The sequence below is a fragment of the Rhodococcoides corynebacterioides genome (genome assembly GCF_019834675.1).
Classification (GTDB): domain Bacteria; phylum Actinomycetota; class Actinomycetes; order Mycobacteriales; family Mycobacteriaceae; genus Rhodococcoides; species Rhodococcoides corynebacterioides_A.
In genome coordinates, this window is sequence record NZ_JABUBU010000021.1 from 21,123 (window position 1) to 46,424 (window position 25,302).

Consider the following 25,302-nt stretch of genomic DNA (forward strand, 5'->3'; position numbering starts at 1 on the left):
GAGTGACCGATACTGCGTCGACTGCTCCCGACCCGACTCCCGCCGACCGCCTGCCGAAGGCGTGGAACCCCGGCGACGTCGAGGCCGACCTCTACCAGGGCTGGGTCGACGCCGGATACTTCACCGCCGATCCGGACAGCGCCCGGCCCGGGTACTCCATCGTGCTGCCGCCGCCCAACGTCACGGGCAGCCTGCACATGGGTCATGCCCTCGACCACACGCTGATGGACGTACTGTCTCGACGCAAGCGGATGCAGGGCTACGAGGTGCTGTGGCTGCCCGGCATGGACCACGCCGGCATCGCCACGCAGTCGCTGGTGGAGAAGCAGCTCGCCGCCGAGGGCACCACGCGCGACGAGCTGGGCCGGGAGGCGTTCATCGATCGCGTCTGGCAGTGGAAGCGTGAGTCCGGCGGCACCATCGGCGAGCAGATGCGCCGACTCGGCGACGGCGTCGACTGGAGCCGTGAGCGGTTCACCATGGACGAGGGCCTCTCGCGTGCCGTGCAGACCATGTTCAAGGAACTGCACGATCGTGGCCTGATCTACCGCGCCGAGCGGCTGGTCAACTGGTCGCCCGTGCTGCAGACTGCCATCTCCGACATCGAGGTCAAGTACGAGGACGTCGACGGCGAGTTGGTCTCGCTGCGCTACGGCTCACTGAACGACGACGAGCCGCACGTCGTCGTCGCCACCACCCGCGTGGAGACGATGCTCGGTGACACCGCCGTGGCCGTGCATCCGGACGACGAGCGGTACCGCGACCTCGTCGGCACCACGCTCCCGCATCCGTTCCTGGACCGCGAGATCCCGGTCATCGCCGACGACTACGTCGACCCCGAGTTCGGTACGGGCGCGGTGAAGATCACCCCCGCGCACGATCCCAACGACTTCGAGATGGGCGTGCGGCACTCGCTGCCCATGCCGTCGATCATGGACACCGAGGGCCGCATCACCGGCACGGGAACGCCGTTCGACGGTCTCGACCGCTTCGAGGCCCGCGTGAAGGTCCGCGAGGCGCTGGCCGAGCAGGGTCGCGTCGTCGCCGAGAAGCGGCCCTACACGCACAGCGTCGGGCACTCCGAGCGCAGCGGTGAACCCATCGAGCCGCGTCTGTCCCTGCAGTGGTGGGTGGACGTGTCCTCCCTCGCCGCCGCGGCCGGCGACGCCGTGCGCTCGGGCGAGACCACCATCCACCCGACCAGCCAGGAGCCGCGCTGGTTCTCGTGGGTCGACGACATGCACGACTGGTGCATCTCGCGCCAATTGTGGTGGGGCCACCGCATTCCCATCTGGTACGGCCCGGACGGCGAGACCGTCTGCCTCGGTCCGGACGAGACGCCGCCCGAGGGTTGGACGCAGGATCCCGACGTGCTCGACACGTGGTTCTCGTCGGGTCTGTGGCCGTTCTCGACGATGGGATGGCCGGAGCGGACCCCGGACCTCGAGAAGTTCTATCCGACCTCCGTCCTGGTCACCGGTTACGACATCCTGTTCTTCTGGGTGGCGCGAATGATGATGTTCGGCACCGCGATCGCCGACTCGGTGCCCGGTCCCGTGCCGTTCCGAGACGTGTTCCTGCACGGGCTCGTGCGCGACGAGCACGGCCGGAAGATGAGCAAGTCCAAGGGCAACGGCATCGACCCGCTCGACTGGGTGGACCGGTTCGGCGCCGACGCCCTGCGCTTCACGCTCGCCCGCGGCGCGCACCCCGGCGGTGACCTGTCCGTCGGCGAGGACAACGCACAGTCGTCCCGCAACTTCGCCACCAAGCTGTTCAACGCCACCAGGTTCGCGCTCATGAACGGTGCGACGGTGGGGGAGCTGCCCGCACGGGACACGCTCACCGACGCCGACCGCTGGATCCTCGACCGGCTCGCGACCGTGCGCGCCGAGGTGGACGACGCCCTGGACCGCTACGAGTTCGGCAAGGCGTGCGAGGCGCTCTACCACTTCGTGTGGGACGAGGTCTGCGACTGGTACCTCGAACTGGCCAAGGTGCAGTTCTCGGCGCCGACCGGGGACGGGGGCGACACCGAGGACCGGGCGGCCGCGACCCGGCTGGTGCTCGGCTCCGTGCTCGATTCCGTTCTGCGCCTGCTGCATCCGGTCATCCCGTTCGTCACCGAGACGTTGTGGACCGCCCTCACCGGCGGGGAGTCCGTCGTCGTCGCGGACTGGCCCAAGGAGACCGGCGTGGGCGCCGATCCGGTGGCGCAGCAGCGCGTCGCCGACGCCCAGAAGCTCATCACCGAGGTGCGGCGCTTCCGCAGCGATCAGGGCGTCAAGCCCAAGCAGCGGGTGCCCGCCCGTCTCGTGGGCATCGACGACGCCGAGCTGACGGCGCTCGTCCCCGCAGTGGAGGCGCTGGCGTTCCTGACCGATCCCGACGGCCCCGACTGCGGGTTCACCGAATCGGCGTCCATCGAGGTGCGCCTGTCACGGGCGACCGTGACGGTGGCCGTCGACACCTCCGGAACCGTCGACGTCGCCGCCGAGATCAAGCGCGCGGAGAAGGACCTGGCGGCCGCGCGCAAGGAACTCGAGACCACCACGGCGAAGCTCGGCAACGAGGCGTTCGTGGCCAAGGCGCCCGAGGCCGTCGTGCAGAAGATCACCGCCCGCCAGCAGTTGGCGCGCGACGAGGTCGAGCGGCTCACCAAGCGTCTCGACGATCTGGGCTCCGCGTGACGGGCCCGGTCGACGGCGCCGACGGTGCCGCGGCACCGTCCCCGGTGGATCTGGCCGAGTTCACCCTGGTGGAGTCGGAGCTCGACCGCCGGTGGGGCGAGACCACCATCGAGCCGTCGCTCACCCGCATCCGGGCCCTGATGGATCTGCTCGGGTCGCCGCAGGCGAGCTACCCGTCCATCCACGTGGCGGGCACCAACGGCAAGACGTCGGTCACCCGCATGATCGAGTCGTTGCTGCGCGCGTTCCATCGCCGCACCGGCCGCACCACCAGCCCGCACCTGCAGCTGGCGACCGAGCGGATCGCGATCGACGGGGTGCCGCTCACGCCCCGTCAGTACGTCGACACCTACCGCGACGTCCTGCCGTACGTCGAGATGATCGACGAGCGCAGCCAGGCCGCCGGGGGACCGGCGATGAGCAAGTTCGAGGTGGTCACCGCGATGGCGTTCGCCGCGTTCGCGGAGGCGCCGGTCGACGTCGCCGTGGTCGAGGTCGGACTCGGCGGCACGTGGGACGCCACCAACGTCGTCGACGCGCAGGTCGCCGTGATCACCCCGGTCGGCATGGACCACACCGAGTACCTCGGCGACGATCTCGCGTCCATCGCGGGGGAGAAGGCGGGCATCGTCAAGCGCGCGCCCGAGCGGCTCGACCCCGTCGACACCGTCGTGATCGTCGACGAGCAGCAGCCCGAGGCCATGGAGGTGATCCTGCGCCGGGCCGTCGAGTCCGACGCCGCCGTCGCGCGGGCCGGGTCCGAGTTCGTCGTGCTCTCGCGCCGCGTCGCCGTCGGCGGCCAGCAGCTCGAGCTCCGTGGACTCGGCGGGGTCTACGACGACATCTTCCTGCCGTTGCACGGTGCCCATCAGGCCCGGAACGCGTCCGTCGCCCTCGCGGCGGTCGAGGCGTTCTTCGGCGCGGGCGCCGACCACGGCCTGGACCTCGACACCGTGCGCGAGGGTTTCGCGACCGTCGTCAACCCGGGTCGTCTCGAGCGCGTGCGTAACGCTCCCACCGTCTTCGTCGACGCGGCCCACAACCCGCACGGCGCCGCGGCGCTCGCCGCGACGTTGGGCGAGGAGTTCGACTTCCGCAAGCTCGTCGGCGTCGTCGCGGTCATGAAGGACAAGGACGTCGACGGCATCCTCACCGCTCTCGAACCGGTCTTCGACGAGATCGTGGTGACCACCAACGGATCACCCCGCGGACTCGAGGTCGACGCCCTCGCCGACGCGGCCGTCGCCAAGTTCGGGGACGAGCGCGTCGTCGTCGCCGAGACCCTCCCCGACGCGCTCGAGATCGCCATCGGCATCGCCGAGGACGTCGCCGACGAGGGCGAGGCCGTGTCCGGCGCGGGCGTCGTCGTCACCGGTTCCGTGGTCACCGCCGGAGCCGCCCGCACCCTGTTCGGGAAGGACCCCGCATGACCACCACCCCACCCGACGGGGACGGGACCGTCCCCGCTCCCGCCCGCGACCCGTGGAAGGGTTTCCGCGGCGTCTGCGCCGGCACGCTGGTGCTCGAGGCCATCGTGGTCTTCCTGGCGCTTCCCGTGGTGGCGACCGTCGGCGGTGGCCTGTCCTGGATCAGCGGTATCTACATCGTCGGCCTCGGCGTGGTGATGCTGCTCGGCGCCGGGCTGCAGGGCCGTCCGTGGGCGTTGCAGTTCGACGTCGCGCTGCAGGTGCTGGTGATCGTCGGGTTCCTGGCCCACCCCTCCATCGCGATCGTGGGGCTGCTCTTCTCCTGCGTGTGGGCGTACCTGATCTATCTGCGACGGGATCTGCGCAAGCGCATCGCGGAGGGCCGACTGCCCAGTCAGCGCGAACAACAGGGACGCTAGGCTCTGCCGCGTGACCGAACGCACTCTCGTACTGATCAAGCCCGACGGCGTCGCCCGCAAGTTCGTCGGAGAGATCCTCGGCCGGGTCGAACGCAAGGGCCTGGACATCGTCGCTCTGAAGATGCTCACCGTGTCCGAGGAGGACGCGACGCAGCACTACGCCGAGCACGCCGAGAAGTCCTTCTTCCCCGAGCTCCTCGAGTTCATCACCTCCGGCCCGCTCGTCGCCGCCGTGCTCGAGGGCCCTCGCGCCATCGCCGCGTTCCGTCAGATCGCCGGCGGGACCGATCCGGTGGCCAAGGCCGTGCCCGGCACCATCCGGGCCGACCTCGCCCTCGACGGCCAGCAGAACCTGGTGCACGGATCGGACTCGCCCGAGTCGGCCGCGCGCGAGATCGCGATCTGGTTCCCCGAACTGCGCTGATGCCCCCCGCTCGGACCGGCCGGCCACGCGGTCGCGCCGTTCCGAGCGCCGGGTGGCATGGGTGAACGCATCCGTGTGGGATACTGACGGAGGTTGCGGCGCGCACCACGCGCAGGCGACCGGATGACATCCACGGCACCCGGTGCCCGTCATCGCGGACCGTGCGTCGGTCGTCGTGCCCTCGGGGCGCGGCATCGACGCCGACGCTGAGGACGAGGCGCTCGGACCGGCCATCCGCCCAGGCATTCGCGGTACTCGTCGGCGACCGTTCCGGTCGGCGGCGGGCCGAGATGCGACCCGACCTCGTCGAACCCGCCCGGGTTCCGCGAACAGACCAAGGCACCCGCGTGGCCGCGTGTCGTGTCGACGGACGAAGCCCCCACCAGGGGCCGACCGTTCGCGACGACCGCGCCCGGGGCCCCGAGGAGAACACGTGGCCGATCACGAGCCGCCCAGAACTTTCCCCGAGCGCATCCGCGTTCATGCCCTGGCCAAGCTGCTGGGAGTGACCAGCAAGCAGGTCGTCGCCCAACTCGCCGAGATGGGCAAGGACGTCCGCAGCGTCCAGTCCAGCGTCGTGCGTGAGGACGCCGAGACCGTCGCCACCGCGCTCGGTAGCGACGCGCCCGAGGCGCTCGGTACCGCTGCCGCGCCCGAGGCGTTGGATGCGGTCGCCGAGGAGCAGGCCGTCGGCTCCACCGCCGACGAGAGCCCCGCATCGCCCACGGAGCCCGATCTCTTCACCTCGGCGCCCGACACCGCCGCGCCGGAGGAGTCCGCCGCCGAGACCGCCGCGCCGGCGCCCGCCGACGTCCCGCTCTTCCTCCAGCCCGAACCCGCGCCCGAGGCGCCCCGGCGTCGTCGCGCGTCCACGCGGAAGGCCGCACCGGCGGCACCCGCCGCGGAGCCGGAGGCCACGGACGACGCCACACAGCAGGACACCGCACGGCAGGACGCAGCACGGCAGGACACCGCGCAGCAGGACACCGCACAGCAGGAACCCACGGGGTCCGACGACGCGGACCGGAACGACACCGCGGACGACGACTCCGAGTCCGGGAGCGGCTCACGCCGCCGTCGTCGGGGCCGTCGCGGACGTGGCCGTGGACGCGGAGACGCGGGCGACTCGACCGAGGACGCGACCGGCTCCGACGAGAACGACACCGACGGCAGCGCGACCGCGGACTCCGCCGACAGGACGGACTCCGACGAGAACACCGTCGACCGGAACACCGACGAGGACACCGACGAGAACACCGCCGACGCGAGTACCGCCGACGAGAACGACTCCGATGCACCCAAGCGGTCCGGTCGTCGTCGCAGCCGGCGCGGCGGGCAGCGGAACGCCCGGTCCGCGGACGAGTCGTCGGGCGACTCGACCGGCACCGATTCCGACGGCGAGTCGGAGCAGGCCACCGGCACTCCGGACACCTCGGCCGCGGAGGCCGCGACCGAGTCCGACGAGGCCGCCGACGGGACCGACGAGTCCGGCGACGGCGAGGACACCGGCGGCGAGTCCGCGAGCCGACGCCGACGCCGTCGACGTCGTCGCAAGAGCGGCGGCGGTGACGGTGACGACACCACCAGCGAGGACGATCCCCCGAACACGGTCGTCCACGAGCGCGAGCCGCGTCAGCGTGCCAAGAAGGACGAGGTCCAGGGCATCACGGGCTCGACGCGCCTCGAGGCCAAGCGGCAGCGTCGTCGGGACGGTCGGGACGCCGGACGGCGTCGTCCGCCGATCCTCACCGAATCCGAGTTCCTCGCGCGTCGGGAATCGGTGGACCGCACGATGGTCGTGCGGGAGAAGTCGCTCGCCGGTCACCCGGACCTGACGCAGGTGGGGGTGCTCGAGGACGGTGTCCTGGTGGAGCACTTCGTCACCAGCACGTCGTCGGGCTCGATCGTCGGCAACATCTACCTCGGCCGCGTGCAGAACGTGCTGCCCTCCATGGAGGCGGCGTTCATCGACATCGGCAAGGGTCGCAACGGCGTGCTCTACGCCGGCGAGGTGGACTGGGACGCCGCGGGTCTCGGCGGCAACAGCCGCAAGATCGAGCAGGCGCTGAAGTCCGGCGACCAGGTGCTGGTGCAGGTCTCCAAGGACCCCGTCGGGCACAAGGGCGCTCGCCTGACCACGCAGATCTCGCTGGCGGGCCGGTTCCTGGTGTACGTACCGGGCGGGTCGTCGACGGGCATCAGCCGCAAGCTGCCCGACAACGAGCGCAAGCGACTCAAGGACATTCTCCGCGACATCGTGCCCGCGGACGCCGGCGTGATCATCCGCACCGCCTCCGAGGGTGTCAGCGCCGAGGAGCTCGAACGTGACGTCACCCGACTGCAGGCGCAGTGGGCGACCATCCAGGAACGGTCGTCGAAGGCCGAGTCGAGCAAGGGGTCCTCGCCCGTCACGCTGTACGAGGAGCCGGACCTCCTGGTCAAGGTGGTTCGCGACCTGTTCAACGAGGACTTCTCGGGCCTGGTCATCGAGGGCGAGCGCGCGTGGTCGACCGTGCAGAGCTACATCGAGGCCGTGGCTCCGGACATGCTGCCGAAGGTGACGCGCTACGAGTCGACGTCCAAGGACGTCGACGTGTTCGCCGCGTACCGCATCGACGAGCAGCTGGCCAAGGCGCTGGACCGCAAGGTGTGGCTGCCGTCCGGCGGCACCCTCGTGATCGACCGCACCGAGGCCATGACCGTGGTCGACGTCAACACGGGCAAGTTCACCGGCGAGGGCGGCAACCTCGAGGAGACGGTCACGCGGAACAACCTGGAGGCGGCCGAGGAGGTCGTCCGCCAGATGCGTCTACGGGACATCGGCGGCATGATCGTCGTCGACTTCATCGACATGGTCCTCGAATCCAACCGTGACCTGGTGCTCCGTCGACTCACCGAGGCGCTCGGCCGCGATCGCACGCGCCATCAGGTGTCCGAGGTGACCTCGCTCGGCCTGGTCCAGATGACGCGCAAGCGCATGGGCACCGGCTTGATCGAGGCGTTCTCCACCACCTGCGAGCACTGCCACGGCCGCGGCATCGTCGTGCACCAGTTCCCCGTCGAGGCGGCCAAGGACGACGGCCGTGGTGCGCGCGGCGACCAGCAGGGCGGGTCCCGACGCAAGCGCGGCGGCCGGTCCGGCGATCGCGACAAGTCGGCCGACACCGAGATCGAGACCACGGGCGACGCCGAGTCCGGCGGCGCCTCGGAATCCGCTGCGTCGGTCACGTCGGGCACGTCGGGCACGTCGGGCACGTCGGAGGCGAAGGTCGCCCCGCGTCAGCCGCATCCCGTCGCCCTCGCGATGGCGGCCCACCATCAGGCGGACGCCGAGGTGGCGGGCGATCCGGTCGCCGAGACGGGTGACCCCGTCGCCGACGCCGAGGCGGCCGTCGAGGCGGTGCGTGCGGCGAGCACGGTGGACACGGTGGCCGAGTCCGAACCCGCATCCGACACACCGGCAGCATCGACCCCGCCGGCCCAGCCGGACGCACCGGCAGCATCGACCCAGCCGGACGCACCGGCCGAGCCCACCCCGCCGGCGACCCGCCCGCGTCGCGCTCGTCGGGTCGCACGGGCGGCGTCCGCCCCGGCCGGGGAGTCGGCCGGGACGGTGATCGTCGTTCCGGCTCAGAGCGCGTCGGAGAGCCCGTCGTCGAACGGGTCGGCGTCGGAGAGCTCGGATGCTCCGGCATCCCCGAACTCCGGGACCCCGAGTTCCGGGACCCCGAGTTCCGGGACCCCGGAGTCCGAGACCGCGAAATCCGAGACCCCGGATGCGCAGCCCGGGACCGACGCGTCGGTCACCACCGGGGGAGCGGCGTCCGCCTCGGCGGCCACGCCGGTGCGTCGTCCACGACGTCGCGCCGCAGGTCGCCCCGCCGGCCCGCCGGTGGAGGAGTAGGCACGAGGGGTAGGGCGTCACCGGTTTGACCCGGCACGACGCTCTCCCGTAATCTTGGACGGTCGCTGTCGGCGACGCGGTCGTGTCGTGCCCACCTCTCGGGTGGGTCCCGCCCGCTGTGCCGACCAGCAGATCATCACTCGATGCGAGAGGCCCCGGTTCGCCGGAGGCCGTCTCGCACCGAGAGACCAGTCGCCCCCGCACGGGGAGCGAGCACGTTCGACAAGCAAGGGGTAGCCGTCCGATGGCAACGTACGCGATCGTCAAGACCGGCGGAAAGCAGTACAAGGTCGCAGTGGGTGACCTCGTCAAGGTCGAGAAGATCGAGGGAGAGCCCGGCACGGCCGTCTCGCTTGACCCGGTTCTCGTCGTCGACGGCGCCGAGCTGACCACCGAGGCCGACAAGCTGGCCAAGGTGTCGGTGGCCGGTGAGATCGTCGAGCACACCAAGGGCCCGAAGATCCGCATCCACAAGTTCAAGAACAAGACCGGCTACCACAAGCGGCAGGGACACCGGCAGAAGCTGACCGTCCTGAAGGTCACCGGCATCAACTGACGTCGTCCGACGTTCTCGATCTCTTCACCGACCCCGGGAGGGTTTCTCATGGCACACAAGAAGGGCGCGTCCAGCTCACGCAACGGTCGCGATTCCAACGCTCAGCGACTCGGCGTCAAGCGCTTCGGCGGCCAGGACGTCAACGCGGGCGAGATCCTGGTCCGTCAGCGCGGCACCCACTTCCACCCCGGCGTGAACGTCGGCCGTGGCGGCGACGACACCCTCTTCGCCCTCGCTGCGGGCTCGGTCCTGTTCGGCACCAAGCGTGGCCGCAAGACCGTCAACATCGTTCCGGCCGCCGCAGAGGTCTGATCCTCCTGCGGCACCGCGGGAAGCCGTGCTTCTCGCTGACCGACACGTTCCCGACAGGGGCGGCTCGGAGGGCTTGTGCTCTCCGACCGCCCCTGTCGGCTTTTCCCCACCAGTCACCACTCGCGTCACCCGCTCGGAAGGACCTCTCCCATGTCGCGCTTCGTCGACCGCGTCACTCTGCACGTCAGTGCAGGAAAGGGCGGCAACGGATGCTCGTCCGTGCATCGGGAGAAGTTCAAGCCCCTCGGCGGCCCCGACGGCGGTAACGGTGGGCGCGGCGGCAACGTCGTGCTCGTCGTCGACTCCGGCGTGCACACCCTCCTCGACTTCCACTTCCACCCGTACGCGAAGGGCGGCAACGGCACGCAGGGCGCCGGCAGCAACCGCGACGGGGCCATCGGCGAGGACCTGATCCTGCGCGTGCCCGACGGCACTGTCGTGCTGGACAAGGACGGCCGCATTCTCGCCGACATGATCGGTGAGGGCACCCGGTTCGAGGCGGCCGCCGGCGGCCGCGGTGGCCTGGGGAACGCGGCGCTCGCGTCCCGCGCCCGCAAGGCGCCCGGCTTCGCGCTGCTCGGCGAGGACGGCGAGGAACGCGATCTGGTTCTCGAGCTGAAGTCCGTCGCGGACGTCGGCCTGGTCGGGTTCCCCAGCGCCGGGAAGTCCTCGCTCGTGTCGGTGCTCTCGGCGGCCAAGCCGAAGATCGCGGACTACCCCTTCACGACGCTCGTGCCGAACCTCGGCGTGGTGTCCAGCGGCGAGACCACGTTCACCGTCGCCGACGTGCCGGGTTTGATTCCGGGTGCGAGCCAGGGCAAGGGGCTCGGTCTCGACTTCCTGCGTCACCTCGAGCGCTGCGCCGTGCTGGCCCACGTGGTCGACTGCGCCACCCTCGACCCGGGCCGCGACCCCGTCTCGGACGTCGAGGCACTCGAAGCCGAGTTGGCGGCGTACGTGCCGGCGCTGTCGGGCGATGCGAGCCTGGGCGATCTGGCGGATCGGCCCCGCATCGTGGTGCTGAACAAGGTCGACGTGCCCGAGGCCGCGGAGCTCGCGGAGATGGTGCGCCCCGATTTCGAGGCCAAGGGCTGGCCGGTGTTCACCATCTCGGCCGTCAGCCGAGAAGGGTTGCGGCCGTTGACTTTCGCCCTGGCGGAGCTGGTGGCCCAGTATCGTCGCGACCACCCGAAGGCGGCCCCGCGTCGTCAGGTCATCCGGCCGGTCGCGACGGATCGCGCGGGCTTCAGCGTCATCGCCGATCCCGACGAGCCGGGCGGCTTCATCGTGCGCGGCGAGCGACCCGAGCGGTGGGTCAAGCAGACCGCGTTCGACAACGACGAGGCCGTGGGCTACCTCGCGGACCGCCTCGCGCGGCTCGGGGTCGAGGACGAGCTGGTCAAGCAGGGTGCGCAGCCCGGCGCCCCCGTCACCATCGGCGACGTCAGCTTCGACTGGGAACCGCAGACTCCCGCGGGCGTCGAGGTCACGCTCACCGGTCGCGGTACCGACTCGCGTATCGACCAGGTGGACCGCATCGGTGCGGCCGAGCGCAAGCACGCGCGTCGGGTCCGCCGAGGGCTCGACACCGACGAGCAGTGACCGGAACGCGGGAGACCATCGCGGCCGCACGGTCCGTGGTGGTCAAGATCGGATCGTCGGCACTGACCTCGATGGCCGAGGGACTCGACGTCGCGCGTCTCGACGCCCTGGCCGACGCCATCGAGGCGCGAATGCGTCGCGGCTCGGACGTCGTGGTCGTCTCCTCGGGTGCGATCGGGGCGGGCATGGCTCCGCTCGGGTTGCGACGACGCCCGCAGGACCTGGCGACCAAGCAGGCCGCGGCGAGCGTGGGTCAGTTGGCGTTGGCGCACGCGTGGGGCACGTCGTTCGCCCGCCACGGTCGAACCGTCGGGCAGGTCCTGCTGACGGCCGAGGACATCGCGCGTCGTGCCAACCACCGCAACGCGCAGCGGACGCTCGACCGGTTGCGCTCGCTCGGCGCGGTGGCCGTGGTCAACGAGAACGACACCGTGGCCACCACCGAGATCCGCTTCGGCGACAACGATCGGCTGGCGGCGCTGGTCGCCCACCTCGTCGGAGCCGATGCGCTGGTTCTGCTGTCCGACGTCGACGGTCTGTACGACGGTGATCCCCGCAAGGATCCCGCCGCGCGGCTGATCCCGGAGGTCGACGGACCGGAGGATCTCGACGGCGTGGTCGCGGGTTCCGGTGGCGCACTCGGCACCGGCGGCATGGCCTCCAAGCTGTCCGCGGCGCGGCTCGCGGCCGACGCCGGAGTTCCCGTGTTGCTCGCCGCGGCGTCCGATGCCGCCTCGGCCCTGGCCGGTGGGCCCACCGGCACGGTGTTCGCGGCGCGGCCGACGCGGCTGTCCGCGCGACGATTCTGGGTGCGGCACGCCGCCGACACCAGTGGCGGGCTGACGCTCGACGCCGGTGCGGTCGAGGCGGTCGTGGGACGACGGCGCTCCTTGCTGTCCGCCGGAATCACCTCCGTGACAGGGTCTTTCGACGCCGGCGACGTCGTGTCCCTGCATGCCGACGACGGCACCCCGGTGGCACGTGGCGTGGTGGCGTACGACTCGTCCGAGTTGGCCGGAATGCTCGGGAAGTCGACGTCGGACCTGGCGCCCGACGCGCGGCGGCCCGTCGTCCACGCCGACGACCTCGTGGCGGTCTGACCGGAAGCTGCGGCATCGGTCCGGATTTTCTTGTCGGACCCCTGTGTCATGGTGTCGGTGACACGAGATCGGGGGGATTCACGTGGACGACGAATCATGCGGTGACGGGTTGTCGCCGAACGACATTCGACGATTCCTGACACGCATCGCCGCCATCGCGGTGAGCAGTACGGAGGCCGACGACGACGGGGCCGACGGGGCCTCTGCAACGCTCGCGGTCGAGACCATCACCGCGCTCGAGGAGCTGAAAGCCGCCGGCGCGGGGGCGCAAGCAGTCCTCACCAACAAGGTGGCCGACACCATCCGACGCGGGCGGCGCGACGCCGGGCGACCCGCCGCCCGCTGGAACACCGGCATCGCCACCCAGATCGGGCTCGCCCGGAAGGACTCACCACACCGCGGCACCACCCACCTCGGCCTCGCCCGAGCCCTCACCGCCGACATGCCCCACACGTTGGGGCAACTGCGCTGCGGGGACCTCTCCGAATGGCGAGCGACGATCCTGGTGCGCGAAACCGCCTGCCTGACCGCCGACGACCGCCGGATCGTCGACGAACGGCTCTGCGCCGACCCCACCGTCCTCACCGGCAAGGGCGACAGCACCGTCGCGGCGATGGCCGCACGCCTGGCCGCCGAACTCGACGCCGCCGCCGTCGCCCGCCGCAAAGCCCGCGCCGCCCGGCACCGTCGCGTCACCGTCCGACCTGCGCCGGACTTCATGGGTCACCTCGGCGCGCTGCTGCCGATGGACCGCGCCGTCTGCGTCTGGGCCACCCTGCGCCGGGACGCCGACACCCTCATCGCCACCGGCGACGCCGACGGCCGCACCCGCGATCAGATCATGGCCGACCTGCTCGTCGAGCGGACCATCGGACTCGCCCACCCCCTGAGCCCGCCGGTGGCGGTGCAGGTCGTGATCTCCGACCAGAGTCTCCTCGGCGGCAGCGATATCCCCGCCGAGGTGCCCGGGTACGGGCCGATCCCCGCCGCGGCAGCACGACAGTGGATTCACGACGCCGTGGACTCCGACACCGCGGTGACGCTGCGGAAGCTCTACGCCCGACCCACCGACGGACACCTCACCGCCGTCGAGTCCGTCGCCCGGTGCCTCCCCACCGGCCTGGCCCGGCTGATCGACCTGCGCGACCGCACCTGCCGCACCCCCTGGTGCGACGCCCCGATCCGCCACCACGACCACATCACCCCGCACGAGAACGGCGGACCCACCACCGCCGACAACGGCCTCGGACTCTGCGCCGCCTGCAACCTGGCCAAGCAAGGTGACGGCTGGGCCACCACCCGAACCGACGACACCGAGGGCACCGACGTGCACACCGTCGAGTTCCGCACCCCCACCGGCCACACCTACCGGTCGAGACCCCCGGCGCAACCGCTACCCCTGCGGCGCGTGAGCTGACGTGCGCGCTCGCAGCACGGTGGCCAGGGCGGCGACGGCAAGACCGGCCGCCACCATGGACCACAACGCCCAGCCGTATCCGAGCTGCCCGGCGAGGGTGCCGAACCCGATCGGGGCCACGAGGATGCCGATGCGGGCCACCAGCGAGACCACCGACAGCGCCGTGCCCGCCGCGATGCCGGGGAGCCGACCGGCCATGCCGAACACCGCCGGGAAGATCGGAGCGGCGCCGAGGCCGGCCACCGCGAACATCACCACCGCGACGGTGGGGGAGGTGACCCACGGTGCGGCGAGGAAGGCCAGCGCGATGGCCACGGCCCCGCCGATCAGAACGCGATGGCGTCCCACTCGATCCACCACGGCGTCGCCGACGAGGCGTCCGACGAACATCGCCGTCGAGAACGCGACCACGGTGAGTCCCGCGGGTCCGGGTGTCGCCCCGAGGTCGGTCGCGTACAGCGCGCCCCAGGACTGGGGGAGGTCCTCGACGAGCGAGGAGACGAACACGAGCGCACCGAGCAGGGCCAGAGCCGCGGCCGGGCCCGACCGACGACGGGCGACCGAGCCACGCCGTGAGCCGGATCGCTCCGGTGGTGCCGCGCTGTCAAGGCCGCGCCGTCCGGCGTCCGGCTCGAGGTGTCGCGCGGTGACGACGGTGAGTGCGAGCAGGACGGCGGCGACCACGGCGAAGTGGACCTCGACGGGCACGGCGAGCGCCGCGGCACCGGCGCCGATCAGGCCACCCGTCACGGCGCCTGCACTCCATCCGGCGTGCAGACGGTTCAGAATCGACCGGCCACGACGGTTCTCGACCAGGACGCCCTGCGCGTTCATCGCCACGTCCATCACGGCGTCGGCGGCGCCGAGGACCATCAACGCGAGGCCGAGGGACCACCAGGTGCCGGCCAGGGCGGGGAGGACGATTGCCACGGACAGCAGGGTGGCCGAGGCCAGGGTGGTCACCCGGCTGCCCCGGGCACGGATGGCCAGCGCCGCCAGCGGAGTGGCCAGGAGCCCGCCCGTGCCCATGCCGGCCAACGCGAGGCCGAGCGTCGCCGCGTCGAGGGAGAGATCACCCGCTATCGCCGGGATGCGTGGACCCCAGTTGCCGAGGACGGCGCCGTTGACGAAGAAGATCAGCGCGACCGCCGCGGCGCGGCGTTTCAATACCGCCGCGGTGCGGCGGCAAGTCACAGGTACGACGTCAGCACCTCGGAGCACCCGGCGTGCACCGTGTCGTCGGCGAACTCGTCGCCCCGGGTGGTGCCGCGGTTGACGATGACGACGGGAATGTCGTGCTTGGCGGCGTGCCGGACGAAGCGCAGTCCCGACATCACCGTCAGGGACGAGCCGAGCACCACCAGCGCCGCCGCGTCGTCGACCATGTCGTAGGCCGCGCGGACGCGGGGCTTGGGCACGCTCTCTCCGAAGTAGACGATGTCCGGCTTGAGGATCCCGCCGCACCGGTCGCAGTCGACCATGCGGAAGTGTGCGGTGCTGGAGATCTCGGCATCGGCATCGGGCGCGATCTCGACGCCGTCCGCACCGACGACCGACTCGACGAAGCCGGGATTGGCGGCCGTCAACCGCTCGTCGAGGGCGACGCGCGAGATCAGCGTCTCGCAGCTCAGACAGCGCACCCGGCCGTAGACGCCGTGGAGGTCGATGACGGTGCGGCTGCCGGCCTTGGTGTGGAGCATGTCGACGTTCTGGGTGATGACGCCGGACACGACGCCGCGCCGTTCGAGTTCGGCCAGCGCGCGGTGTCCCGCGTTGGGCCGGGTGGCGTCCATGTGGCGCCATCCGACGTGGTTCCGGGCCCAGTAGTGCCGACGGAACTCGTCGTCGCCGATGAACTGCTGGAACGTCATGGGGTTGCGGGGCGGGGAATCGGGGCCGCGGTAGTCCGGGATTCCCGAGTCGGTCGACATGCCGGCGCCGGTCAGCGCGACGACGCGTCCGCGCGCCATGACGTCGTCCAACGACACGAGACCGCGCTGCGCCGGCCGGAACGGGGAAACGGAGGTCACCTCGTCCAGGATAGGTCGCACGCGCGGCCTCGTCGGATCGGTCGGACGGACCGACGTCAGGCGGGCACCTCGATCAGCGGGTACACGCCGTTCTCGTCGTGCCGCTCGTCGCCGACGACGGGCGGGTTGAACACGCAGAGCATGCGCATCCGGGTCGTCGTCTCGACGGTGTGGCGCTCGTGACCGTTCAGCAGGTACATGCTGCCGGGCCCGAGCGGGTAGGTCTCGCCGGTCTCGCGGTCGGTGAGCGTGCCCTCGCCCTCGATCAGCCAGACGGCCTCGACGTGGTTGGCGTAGTGGAAGTTGTTCACCGTGTTCGGCTCGATGGTGGTCTCGTGGAACGAGAAGCCGACCCGGTCGCCGCCGAGGACGATGCGCTTGGACCGCCACTGGCCGTCCTCGCTCGCGATGTCCCGCTCGGTGCCGGTGATCTCGTCGGTGGTGCGCACGATCATGTCGATGATCCTTTCGGTCGTGGTGGTCGGGAGCGGACGGTCAGGAGCAGACGGTCTCGGTGGCCTCGCGCAGGATCGACAGTCCGTGGTCGAGGTCGGCTTCCGAGATGGTCAGCGGCGGCAGCAGTTTGACCACCTCGTCCGACGGTCCGGACGTCTCCGCGAGCAGACCCTTGTCGTAGGCGAGGGAGGTCACCTTGCCCGCGAGGTCGCCGTCGGCGAAGACGAGTCCGTGCACCATGCCGCGGCCTCGGGTGCTGACGCCGTCGAAGCGGTCGGCCAGCTCGGTGAACGCGGTCCGGATGCGCTCGCCCTTCGCCAGGATCTCCTTCTCGAACGCGTCGTCGGACCAGTAGTGGTCGATCGCCGCGGCGCTGGTGACGAAGGCGGGGTTGTTGCCGCGGAAGGTGCCGTTGTGCTCACCGGGACCCCAGACGTCGAGGTCCGGACGAATCAGGGTGAGCGCCATCGGCATTCCGTAACCGCCGATCGACTTCGACAGCGTGACGATGTCCGGCACGATGCCGGCCTCCTCGAACGAGAAGAACTGGCCGGTGCGGCCGACGCCCATCTGCACGTCGTCGACGATGAGCAGGATGTCGCGGCGCTTCAGCAGTTCGGCGAGAGCCTGCAGCCACTCGGCGCGCGCGACGTTGACGCCGCCCTCGCCCTGGATCGTCTCGACGATGACCGCGGCGGGCCGGTTGATGCCGCTGCCGGAATCGTCGAGCACGCGCTCCATCCACTGGAAGTCGTCCGTGGCGCCGCCGAAGTAGTTGTCGAAGGGCATCGGCGTCGCGTGCACCAGCGGGATGCCGGCGCCGGCCCGCTTCATGGAGTTGCCGGTCACCGACAGCGCGCCGAGCGTCATGCCGTGGAACGCGTTGGTGAAGTTGATGACCGACGACCGGCCGGTGACCTTGCGGGCGAGCTTGAGGGCCGCCTCGACGGTGTTGGTCCCCGTCGGGCCGGGGAACTGCACCTTGTAGTCCAGGCCGCGCGGCTCCAGGATCTTCTCGGTGAAGGTGGTGAGGAAGTCACGCTTCGCCACGGTGGACATGTCCAGGCCGTGGGTGATGCCGTCGCGCAGGATGTAGTCCACCAGTGCCTGCTTCAGCACCGGATTGTTGTGGCCGTAGTTCAACGCGCCGGCGCCGGCGAAGAAGTCGAGGTAGCGCTTGCCGTCCTCGTCGGTGATCCAGGAGCCCTGCGCGGTGTCGAACACGGCGGGCCACTGACGGCTGTAGCTGCGCACCTGCGACTCGTGGGTCTCGAACACGTCGGGGGTGGGGGTGGTCTGGTTCACGGGGTCTCCTGAGAATCGAGGGTGGTCGGCGCGACGGGGCCGACGGTGTACAGGTGCTCCGGCTGATGCGCGTCGGGGAACTGCCCCGCGGCGAACAGGTCGGACCTGACGATGTCGGTGCCGCGGCGTCGCGCCAGGGCGGTGAAGGTGGCGATGGACGCCGGATTGTCGGGACTGACCGTGGTCTCGAGCGTCGTGACTCCGGCTTCCCGGACGACGCGGTCGAGAAGCGCGTCGAGCATGCCGCCGGCCAGTCCTCGGCCGCGGTACGCCGCGTCGACGGCGACCTGCCACACGAAGACGGTGGTGGGGGCGTCGGGCCGGAGGTACCCCGTCACGAAGCCGACGGGCCGATCACGACGGTCCACGGCGACGACGGACGTGGCCGCGAAGTCACGACACCAGAGGAGGTACGAGTAGCTCGAATTGACGTCGAGAACGCCGGAATCGCGCGCCACTTCCCACAGCCGGACGCCGTCGTTGACGTCGGGGGGCCGGAATGCGTGTTCGGAGTGGAGATCGGACGGGGTCGAGGTCGCACTGGGTAACACGGGCGTCATATGGCAATCGAACGTAACAAGGTCGCTCCGGTAAGTCAGGTGCGTCCGGTCGATCCGACCGCGAGACCCCCGTCAATCCCCTGTACGCGGTCGGTGTGTGAAGGTGCTCACAGCCGCCCGTCGACGGCGCGCGGGAATCGCCGGCCCTCGGACCGGCATGGCACCCACCGTTTCCTGCCATTTCTCGTTATCGTCCGGCCATGATGCGCGTGCCGTCGTCGCTGTCCCGCCTGGTTCCGGCGCGGTCGGGCCGCCCTCGTCGGGCCGCGGCCGGACTGCTGCTGGCGCTGCTGGTGCCCACCCTCGCCGCGGGGGTCGTCGCGGCGACCACGTCCGACGACGCGGCCACCACCGGACCGACCCGAGTGGCGACGGCGTCGCAGTCCACCGACCCCCTCGCCGCGACCCGCGGGGCGCTCGGCAACACCGCGCTCCCGCTGCAGATCCTCACCGGCGGCATGACGGAACTGACCGACGGCAGCGTCGAGCTCGACGACGGGGCGCACCGGCTGGCCGACGGGTTGGGGCAGGCCCGCGACGGTGGCGAACAACTGGCCGACGGGATGACCCAGCTGCGGCAGGGGCTGTGGCAACTCGGGGACGGCTCGACGCAGGTGAGCGGCGGCGTCGATCGCGTCGTCGGCGCGCTGACCGGAGTGGGCGCGGCCCAGGGGCAGATCGAGGTCATCGTCCAGCAGACGCTCGACTCGCTCGCCACCTCCACCGATCCGGCGGCGGCGGCCACGGCCGATCAGCTGCGAACGGTGCTCGATCTGCTGCGCACCCAGGGACTGAACGGTGGGGTGCTCACCGATCTCGAGCGCCTGCGAGACGGGGCGCGCCAGGTGTCGTACCAGCTGTCGGACCCGTCGTCGCCGTTCGTGGACGGCATCGTCCGAGCCACCGACGGTTCGGCACAGCTGCGCGACGGTCTGGTGCAACTCGACGACGGCGGCGTCCTGCTCGTCGACGGCACCACGCGACTGCGCGAGGGTGTCGGCCCGATGCAGGGCATGTTCACCACCCTGCGCTCCAACGTCGACAAGGCGTCCTCGTCGTTGCCCGCCGCGGCGTCGACGGAGGTGGACCCGGCCGGCTCGTCCTTCGTGGTGCGGCCCGCCGTCCCGAGCTGGCCCTACCTGACCGCGGTGTTCGCCGTGGTCGCGGCCGCGTTGGTCGGATTCCTGGTCCCGCGGGCGCGCGCGGCCGTGGTCGGCGCCGTCGGTGCGGCCGCCACCATGGTGCTCGCCCTGACCTTCGTCGACACCGGCGCATCGCTGGCCGGATCGACCGTCGCCACGGTGACGGTCGGACTGTGGGTCGCCGCCGTGGTCGCGGCCTGCCGCGCCGTGCGGTTCGCCCTCGGCGCCGTGGCCGGGGCCGCGGCGCTCGCGGTGCTCGGCCTGGTCCAGGTGATCCTCGGCGGCGCTGCGCTGCGCGGCACCGACGGTGTGCTCACCCGGATCGCCGACTTCACCCCCGTCGGTCAGATCGTGCGTGCCCTCACCGACGCCGTCGCGGGTCCCGGCCTGCCGACGCTCGTGTCCCTCCTCGCCGCCGCGGTGACGCTGGCCGTCGCCACCGCCCTCGGTCGTCGGAACGGCGAGCGGACGGTCGACGGGGCCGGGGACGAGGACGCCGCTGATGCGCGGGAATCGCGGGACCAGCGGGGCGACGCTGCCGAAAGCGCTGACGACGAGGACGTCGTCTCAGTACCGTAGGACCACCGCACCGGAGGACCACCGCACGCGTGGTCGTGACACCTGCGGATCCACCACCGGGACGAGGAGGCGACGTGCTGCTGTCCGGCGCCAACGCGGTGGTCTACGGGGCGGGCGGGGTCGTCGGCAGTGCCGTGGCCCTGGCGCTCGCCCGCGGCGGCGCGCGGGTCCACCTCGCGGGCCGCTCCCGGAGCCGCCTCGACACCGTCGTCCGACGCATCACCGATCTCGGCGGTCACGCGGAGGCCCAGGTGATCGACGTCCTCGACGAGGTCGACGTCGACGAGTACGTCGACGTCGTGGCGGCGTGTTCGGGCAGCATCGACATCTCGGTGGACCTGGTGGGTCCCACCCCGTTCGGGGAGCACCACGACCGGGTCGACCACACCGAACTCGCCGAGCTCGAGGGGCCCGTCCTCGGCGCGCTGCGCTCGCACTTCATCACCGCCCGCGCCGCCGCCCGGCACATGGTGTGCCAGCACTCCGGCGTCATCCTGGTGCCGCACCGTGCGGCCGTCACCGCGGGTCTCGACGGCGCGTCCCTCGCGGCGGCGCTGCTCGATCGACTCGCGGAGCAACTGGCCGGGCAGTTGGCGTCGTCGGGGGTGATCGTGCGGCCGGTCGATCTGGACCCGTCCGAGAGCGGCGAGGACATCGGGCGTCGAGTGGTCGCCGCCGTCACGGGCGGGGATTCGGCCCTCGCGGCCGTCTGAGCCCTACGTCGCGATTCGCAGCGCCTCCACGAGGTCGCGGTACAGCGTGTCGCCGGCCAGCAACGCCGGGTGCGTTCCCTGCGCGCGGACGCGCCCGCGCTCGAGCACGACGATGGTGTCGGCGTCGATGACCGTCGAGAGGCGGTGCGCGATGGTGACCACCGCGCCGCGAGCCGACAGATCGCGGATGACCTCGTGGATGGCGGCCTCGGTGATGCCGTCGACCTGGGCCGTGGCCTCGTCGAGCAACAGGATGTCGGGTGGACGCACGATCGCGCGGGCGAGGGCGATGCGCTGCCGTTCCCCACCCGACACGGCGGTGTCACGGAGTTCGGTGTCGAGCCCGTCGGGGAGCGACGCCATCTTCTCGGCCAGCCGCACCCGCCGCAGCGCGGCCCACAGTTCGTCGTCGGAGGCGTCGGGGTGGGTGAGGCGGAGATTCTGCGCGATGGTGCCCGGCAGGGTGGGAGTGGCCTGCTCGACGTAGCCGACGCGTTCCCGGATCTGCCGGTGGGACAGCGTCGGGTAGGGAACTCCGCCGAGGCGCAGCTCGCCGTCTCGGGGTTCGAGGAACCGCAGGATCAGCGAGAACAGGGTGGTCTTGCCGGCGCCGGACGGTCCGACCAGCGCGGTGTGTCCGCGGGCGGCGACGGTGAGGTCGACTCCGTGCACGGCCGACCGGTCGTCCCCGTATCCGGCGGTCACCGCCCGCAGATCCAGAGCGGACGGCGCGTGCTCGATACGAGCCGGCAGGGCGGCGACGATCGCGGGCGCGGCGGCCTCGGGCTCCATCACCTGGATCTCACGGATGCGGGTCGCGGCCGCGACGCCGCGTTGCAGTTGCGCGACGTACAGCGTCAGCTGGGCGACGGGACCGACCAGCTGGAACGCGTAGAGGAGAAACGCGACCAAGGACGACACCGCGAGCGCGCCGGACGACACCCGGTACGCACCGACGCCCAGCACGGCGATGATCGTCAGCTGGATGCCGCTGCCGGTGATGGTCCACGCCCACGCCTCGAGCCGGACGGACCGGATGCCGAACGACGCCGACACCCGTGCCTCGTCGACGATGCGCTCACCCTCGCGGTCCTCCGCTCGGCTGGCCTTGACGGTGCGGACCGCGCGCAGCGCGCCCTCGAGCATGCCGCCCAGGCGTCCCATCGCCGCCTGCGCGTCGCGTTGCGCCGCTGCCACTTTCGGCATCAGCAGGCCGGCTGCGACGCCGATTCCGGCGATGCCGAGCAGTGCGGTGCCGAGCAGAGGGAGATCCAGTGTGGCCATGAGGATCACGACACCGACGATCGCGATGGTGCCGTTGACGATCTCCACGAGCGCCCACGACGACGCCTCGCGCAGCAGCACGGTGTCGGACGTGACGCGGGTGAGCATCTCGCCCGCCGGGCGCGCGGTGACGGCCGGCACGGTGGCGCCGAAGAATCGATGCACCATCGACGACCGGGCTTCCAGGACCACCCGCTCGGCCATGGTGCCGAGCAACAGGCGCTGGGCGAACCCGACGACGATGCCCACCAGGAGCAGGATCACCAGCACCGTCACCGCGGACGCGGTGGCGCCGGGCACCCCGAACGAGTCGAGCAGCCGCTTGGTCACCAGGGGAGTCGCGAGGGACGAGCCGGTGGCCAGCAGCCCGAGGAGCAGTCCGCCGACGAACATGCGCCGATGCGGCCGGACGAACGTCCAGAGCAGGCGAAGGTTCGGCCACCGCAGCGGCGCGCGGTCCGTCACGCCCGCGCTGCCAGCACGAAGGGGAGGACGGCGTCGGCCCCGGCCCGGCGCAGGGCCCGGGCGGCCAGCGTGGTGGTCCACCCGGTGTCGGTCAGCAGATCGACGAGCAGGATCGGTCCGTCGTGCGCGGTGAGATCCGGCGCGTCGAAGGCGTCGACCAGACTCGCCACCCGGAACGCGGAATTGGCACCGGACGCCGGCCGGGCGTCCGGGCGGCGCCGCAGGGTGCCCAGTGGCGCGAGTCGACCGATCCGCGCGAGGCGGGCACCGAGGTCCTCCATCAGCCCGGGCCGGGACGTCTCCATCACCACCACGCCGGTGGGCCGCTCCGCCCAGGTCCACCCCGCGAGTACCGCGATGCAGGCCTGCTCGAGCGCGTCGGGCGCCGGGCCGTCGTCGCCGTCGACGAGGGCGCGCAACCGTGGGCCCCAGACCGGGTCGGTCAGCCGACCGAGGACGCGTCCGGGCTCGGGGCCGTCGGTGATCCGACCCGACAGCGTCACGCCGACCTTGGCCAACCCGGTGGGCCACTGCTTGCGCGGCGCGAGGTCGAGACCGGGGCGGTCGAGCCGCGTCCGGGTCCGGTCGACGGCGTCGGCGTCCACCTCGGCGGAGAGGTGGGTGCCGGTGCAGTTGTCGCACTTCCCGCAGCGATCGGCGTCGGCGTCGCCGGTGAGCGACGGGTCGTCCAGTTGCCGGCGCAGGAAGGCCATGCGGCACTCGTCGGTGGTCTGGTAGTCGAGCATCGCCTGCTGCTCGGCGGCGCGGGCGGCGTCGAGGCGCTCGTACCGTTCGCGGTCGTACACCCACTCCGCACCCGTGGAGAGCCAGCCGCCCTTGACCCGGCGGACGGCGCCGTCGACGTCGAGCACCTTGAGGACCATCTCGAGGCGGGTGCGGCCGAGTTCCACGAGCGGTTCGAGGGCGGGGGTGGACTGCGGTCGCTCGGTGTCGAGCACCTCCAGGACGCGGCGCACCACGTGCTCGCGCGGGAACGCCACCGAGGCGAAGTAGCTCCAGATCTCGCGGTCCTCCGGGCCCGGCAGGAGGACGACCTCCGCGCGGTCGGTGGCGCGGCCGGCGCGGCCGACCTGCTGGTAGTACGAGATGGGGGAGGACGGGGCGCCGACGTGCACCACGAACCCGAGGTCCGGCTTGTCGAACCCCATGCCGAGCGCCGACGTGGCCACCAGCGCCTTGACGCGGTTCTGCAGCAGATCCTGTTCCGCCGCTTCGCGTTCCGTCGGGTCGGTCTGACCGGTGTACGCGGCCACCGCGACGCCCCGCTCGGCCAGCAGAGCCGCGAGATCGGTCGCGCCCGCGACGGTCAGCGAATACACGATGCCCGATCCCGGCAGCGACTCGAGACGGTCGGCCAGCCACGCGAGGCGGGCGGTGGGATCGGGGATGCGCACCACCGAGAGGTGGAGGGATTCCCGGCCGAGACCGCCGCGCAGCACCTCGGTGTCGGCCCCGCCCACCCCCAACTGCGCGGCGACGTCGGCGACCACCCGATCGTTGGCCGTGGCGGTGGTGGCGAGCACGGGGACGCCGTCGCGCAGTTCGGCGACCAGCGAGCGGATGCGGCGGTAGTCCGGCCGGAAGTCGTGGCCCCAATCGGAGACGCAGTGCGCCTCGTCGACCACCACGAGGCCGGCGTCGGCGGACAGCGAGGGCAGCACCTGATCGCGGAAGTCGGGGTTGTTCAATCGCTCCGGGCTGACGAGGAGCACGTCGAGCTCCCCGGCCGCGACGCGCGCGTGCACGTTGTCCCACTCGGTGACATTGCCGGAGTTGATGGTGGCGGCCGTGACCCCGGCGCGCTCCGCCGCCGCGACCTGGTTGCGCATGAGCGCCAGCAGCGGCGAGACGATGACCGTCGGCCCCAGGCCCTGCTCGCGCAGCAACCGCGCGGCGATGAAGTAGACGGCGGACTTGCCCCAGCCGGTGCGTTGGACCACCAGCGCGCGGCGTTTGTGCACCACGAGTGCCTCGATGGCCGTCCACTGATCGTCGCGCAGCACCGCCGACGGGCCGGCCAGATCGGCGAGCAGTTCCTGCGCGCGCTCGCGCGTACTCACGCGAAATCCTGAGCGGCGTGGTCGATCTCGGCCGCGGTCGGGGCCGCGATGCCCGCTCGGGTGGTCGCGAGCGCACCGCCGACGACGGCGCGGCGCACCGCGGCCACGGGCCCGTCCCGCCAGGCGACGGCGAGCGCGCCGGTGAACGCGTCGCCGGCGCCGGTGGTGTCGATCGCCTGCACGCGCGGTGCGGGGACCTCGGTGACGACGCCGTCGGGTCCGCGATGCCGGGCACCGCGCGCGCCCAGGGTGGTGACGACGTGCGGGGCGCGCTCGACGGCGTCACCGAGCGCTCGATGCTCGCTCTCGTTGACCACCAGCACGTCGACGACGTCGAGGAGCGCGTCGGGCACCGGCCGGACCGGAGACGGGTTGAGGAAGACGGTGGTAGCGCCGCGGCGCGCGGCCTCGGCCGCGGCGACGACGGTGGGCACCGGAATCTCCAGTTGCAGCAACAGGACGTCGGCGCCCTCGATCGCCGCGACGTCGTCCGCGCCCAGCTCGGAAAGGGAGTCGTTGGCCCCGGCGACGACGACGATGGTGTTCTCGGCGGCGTCGTCCACGGTGACCACGGCGACGCCGCTGGCGCCGGGCGTCGTGCGCAGGGTGTCGGTGTCGATGCCGTCGGCCTGCAGACTCGCCCGCAGCTCGGGAGCGAAGGCGTCGTCCCCGACCGCGCCGACGAACCGGACGTCCCCGCCGGCCCGCGCCGCGGCGACGGCTTGATTGGCGCCCTTGCCGCCGCGGCCGAGGACCAGTTCGGTGCCCGCGACCGTCTCGCCGGGGGCGGGCAGCGACGGCGTCCGCGCCGAGACGTCCATGTTGATGCTGCCGAC

At 71.7% G+C, this 25,302-nt stretch carries 20 protein-coding genes; 12 read left to right on the forward strand and 8 right to left on the reverse strand.

Translation table 11 applies throughout. The features are described from left to right. Positions 1-2 precede the first annotated feature (2 nt). From HQ603_RS15920 to HQ603_RS15965, 10 genes are all read left to right on the forward strand, one after another. Positions 3-2,690 (forward strand): valine--tRNA ligase, encoded by a 2,688-nt coding sequence (locus HQ603_RS15920; protein WP_222685742.1) that lies wholly within the window; start codon positions 3-5, stop codon positions 2,688-2,690. Then, on the forward strand, positions 2,687-4,120 hold the full coding sequence (folC, locus tag HQ603_RS15925) for a bifunctional tetrahydrofolate synthase/dihydrofolate synthase (RefSeq protein WP_222685743.1): 1,434 nt from the start codon (positions 2,687-2,689) through the stop codon (positions 4,118-4,120). Before HQ603_RS15920 ends, folC begins: the two co-directional genes overlap by 4 nt. Next, positions 4,117-4,536, forward strand: a complete 420-nt coding sequence (locus HQ603_RS15930) for a DUF4233 domain-containing protein (RefSeq protein ID WP_222685745.1) — start codon at positions 4,117-4,119, stop codon at positions 4,534-4,536. Before folC ends, HQ603_RS15930 begins: the two co-directional genes overlap by 4 nt. 10 nt (positions 4,537-4,546) lie before the next feature. Further along, positions 4,547-4,960 (forward strand): nucleoside-diphosphate kinase, encoded by a 414-nt coding sequence (gene ndk, locus HQ603_RS15935; protein WP_222685747.1) that lies wholly within the window; start codon positions 4,547-4,549, stop codon positions 4,958-4,960. Between the two features lie 433 nt (positions 4,961-5,393). Beyond that, a complete protein-coding gene (locus tag HQ603_RS15940; protein ID WP_308126568.1) occupies positions 5,394-8,864 on the forward strand; it encodes a translation initiation factor IF-2 N-terminal domain-containing protein in 3,471 nt (1,156 codons plus the stop codon). Between the two features lie 244 nt (positions 8,865-9,108). Next, positions 9,109-9,420 (forward strand): 50S ribosomal protein L21, encoded by a 312-nt coding sequence (rplU, locus tag HQ603_RS15945; RefSeq protein WP_222685749.1) that lies wholly within the window; start codon positions 9,109-9,111, stop codon positions 9,418-9,420. 48 nt (positions 9,421-9,468) lie between these two features. Next, the gene (rpmA, locus tag HQ603_RS15950) at positions 9,469-9,732 is read left to right on the forward strand and encodes a 50S ribosomal protein L27 (RefSeq protein WP_068100135.1); all 264 of its coding nucleotides are present in this window, start codon (positions 9,469-9,471) and stop codon (positions 9,730-9,732) included. 150 nt (positions 9,733-9,882) lie between these two features. Then, entirely contained in the window at positions 9,883-11,334 is a 1,452-nt protein-coding gene (gene obgE, locus HQ603_RS15955) for a GTPase ObgE (RefSeq protein ID WP_222685750.1), read from the forward strand. Next, positions 11,331-12,434: a glutamate 5-kinase gene (gene proB / locus HQ603_RS15960; RefSeq protein WP_222685753.1), complete on the forward strand. Its 1,104-nt coding sequence runs from the start codon at positions 11,331-11,333 to the stop codon at positions 12,432-12,434. Before obgE ends, proB begins: the two co-directional genes overlap by 4 nt. An 82-nt stretch (positions 12,435-12,516) precedes the next feature. Next, a complete protein-coding gene (locus HQ603_RS15965) occupies positions 12,517-13,851 on the forward strand; it encodes an HNH endonuclease (RefSeq protein WP_308126569.1) in 1,335 nt (444 codons plus the stop codon). On the opposite strand, the gene HQ603_RS15970 is transcribed toward HQ603_RS15965, so the two are convergent. From HQ603_RS15970 to ectA, 5 genes are all read right to left on the reverse strand, one after another. Further along, positions 13,828-15,045: an MFS transporter gene (locus HQ603_RS15970; protein WP_222685755.1), complete on the reverse strand. Its 1,218-nt coding sequence runs from the start codon at positions 15,043-15,045 to the stop codon at positions 13,828-13,830. The genes HQ603_RS15965 and HQ603_RS15970 overlap by 24 nt on opposite strands. Beyond that, positions 15,042-15,821 (reverse strand): Sir2 family NAD-dependent protein deacetylase, encoded by a 780-nt coding sequence (locus HQ603_RS15975; RefSeq protein ID WP_222685789.1) that lies wholly within the window; start codon positions 15,819-15,821, stop codon positions 15,042-15,044. Before HQ603_RS15975 ends, HQ603_RS15970 begins: the two co-directional genes overlap by 4 nt. 116 nt (positions 15,822-15,937) lie before the next feature. Next, a complete protein-coding gene (locus HQ603_RS15980; RefSeq protein ID WP_068100146.1) occupies positions 15,938-16,336 on the reverse strand; it encodes an ectoine synthase in 399 nt (132 codons plus the stop codon). A gap of 40 nt (positions 16,337-16,376) precedes the next feature. Further along, positions 16,377-17,642 carry a diaminobutyrate--2-oxoglutarate transaminase gene (ectB, locus tag HQ603_RS15985; RefSeq protein WP_222685757.1) on the reverse strand — a complete coding sequence of 422 codons (1,266 nt, stop codon included), beginning with the start codon at positions 17,640-17,642 and terminating at the stop codon, positions 16,377-16,379. Next, positions 17,639-18,202, reverse strand: coding sequence for a diaminobutyrate acetyltransferase (gene ectA, locus HQ603_RS15990; RefSeq protein WP_222685759.1), 564 nt, complete (start codon positions 18,200-18,202; stop codon positions 17,639-17,641). The genes ectB and ectA overlap by 4 nt, the downstream gene beginning before the upstream one ends. Before the next feature lie 200 nt (positions 18,203-18,402). Here ectA and HQ603_RS15995 point away from each other — a divergent pair, with 200 nt between their 5' ends. Both HQ603_RS15995 and HQ603_RS16000 read left to right on the forward strand, forming a co-directional pair. Continuing rightward, positions 18,403-19,923, forward strand: coding sequence for a hypothetical protein (locus HQ603_RS15995; RefSeq protein ID WP_222685762.1), 1,521 nt, complete (start codon positions 18,403-18,405; stop codon positions 19,921-19,923). A 74-nt stretch (positions 19,924-19,997) separates the two neighbouring features. Next, entirely contained in the window at positions 19,998-20,636 is a 639-nt protein-coding gene (locus HQ603_RS16000) for an SDR family NAD(P)-dependent oxidoreductase (RefSeq protein ID WP_222685763.1), read from the forward strand. A gap of 3 nt (positions 20,637-20,639) precedes the next feature. Here the strand turns inward: HQ603_RS16000 and HQ603_RS16005 are convergent, their stop codons facing one another. From HQ603_RS16005 to HQ603_RS16015, 3 genes are read right to left on the reverse strand one after another with little or no spacing between them, the layout of a single operon-like run. Beyond that, positions 20,640-22,385 carry an ABC transporter ATP-binding protein gene (locus HQ603_RS16005; protein WP_308126570.1) on the reverse strand — a complete coding sequence of 582 codons (1,746 nt, stop codon included), beginning with the start codon at positions 22,383-22,385 and terminating at the stop codon, positions 20,640-20,642. Then, positions 22,382-24,466 carry a RecQ family ATP-dependent DNA helicase gene (locus HQ603_RS16010; protein WP_222685764.1) on the reverse strand — a complete coding sequence of 695 codons (2,085 nt, stop codon included), beginning with the start codon at positions 24,464-24,466 and terminating at the stop codon, positions 22,382-22,384. The genes HQ603_RS16005 and HQ603_RS16010 overlap by 4 nt, the downstream gene beginning before the upstream one ends. Then, positions 24,463-25,287: a PfkB family carbohydrate kinase gene (locus HQ603_RS16015; protein ID WP_371831066.1), complete on the reverse strand. Its 825-nt coding sequence runs from the start codon at positions 25,285-25,287 to the stop codon at positions 24,463-24,465. The genes HQ603_RS16010 and HQ603_RS16015 overlap by 4 nt, the downstream gene beginning before the upstream one ends. Positions 25,288-25,302: the final 15 nt, after the last annotated feature.

What these genes read in the sequence shown, in the direction of transcription:
- HQ603_RS15930 (WP_222685745.1), top strand. Translation starts at nt 4,117, where the DNA reads ATGACCACCACCCCACCCGACGGGGACGGGACCGTCCCCGCTCCCGCC.
- rplU (WP_222685749.1), top strand. Translation starts at nt 9,109, where the DNA reads ATGGCAACGTACGCGATCGTCAAGACCGGCGGAAAGCAGTACAAGGTC.
- rpmA (WP_068100135.1), top strand. Translation starts at nt 9,469, where the DNA reads ATGGCACACAAGAAGGGCGCGTCCAGCTCACGCAACGGTCGCGATTCC.
- obgE (WP_222685750.1), top strand. Translation starts at nt 9,883, where the DNA reads ATGTCGCGCTTCGTCGACCGCGTCACTCTGCACGTCAGTGCAGGAAAG.
- HQ603_RS15975 (WP_222685789.1), bottom strand. Translation starts at nt 15,821, where the DNA reads ATGGCGCGCGGACGCGTCGTCGCGCTGACCGGCGCCGGCATGTCGACC.
- HQ603_RS15980 (WP_068100146.1), bottom strand. Translation starts at nt 16,336, where the DNA reads ATGATCGTGCGCACCACCGACGAGATCACCGGCACCGAGCGGGACATC.
- ectA (WP_222685759.1), bottom strand. Translation starts at nt 18,202, where the DNA reads ATGACGCCCGTGTTACCCAGTGCGACCTCGACCCCGTCCGATCTCCAC.
- HQ603_RS15995 (WP_222685762.1), top strand. Translation starts at nt 18,403, where the DNA reads ATGATGCGCGTGCCGTCGTCGCTGTCCCGCCTGGTTCCGGCGCGGTCG.
- HQ603_RS16015 (WP_371831066.1), bottom strand. Translation starts at nt 25,287, where the DNA reads ATGGACGTCTCGGCGCGGACGCCGTCGCTGCCCGCCCCCGGCGAGACG.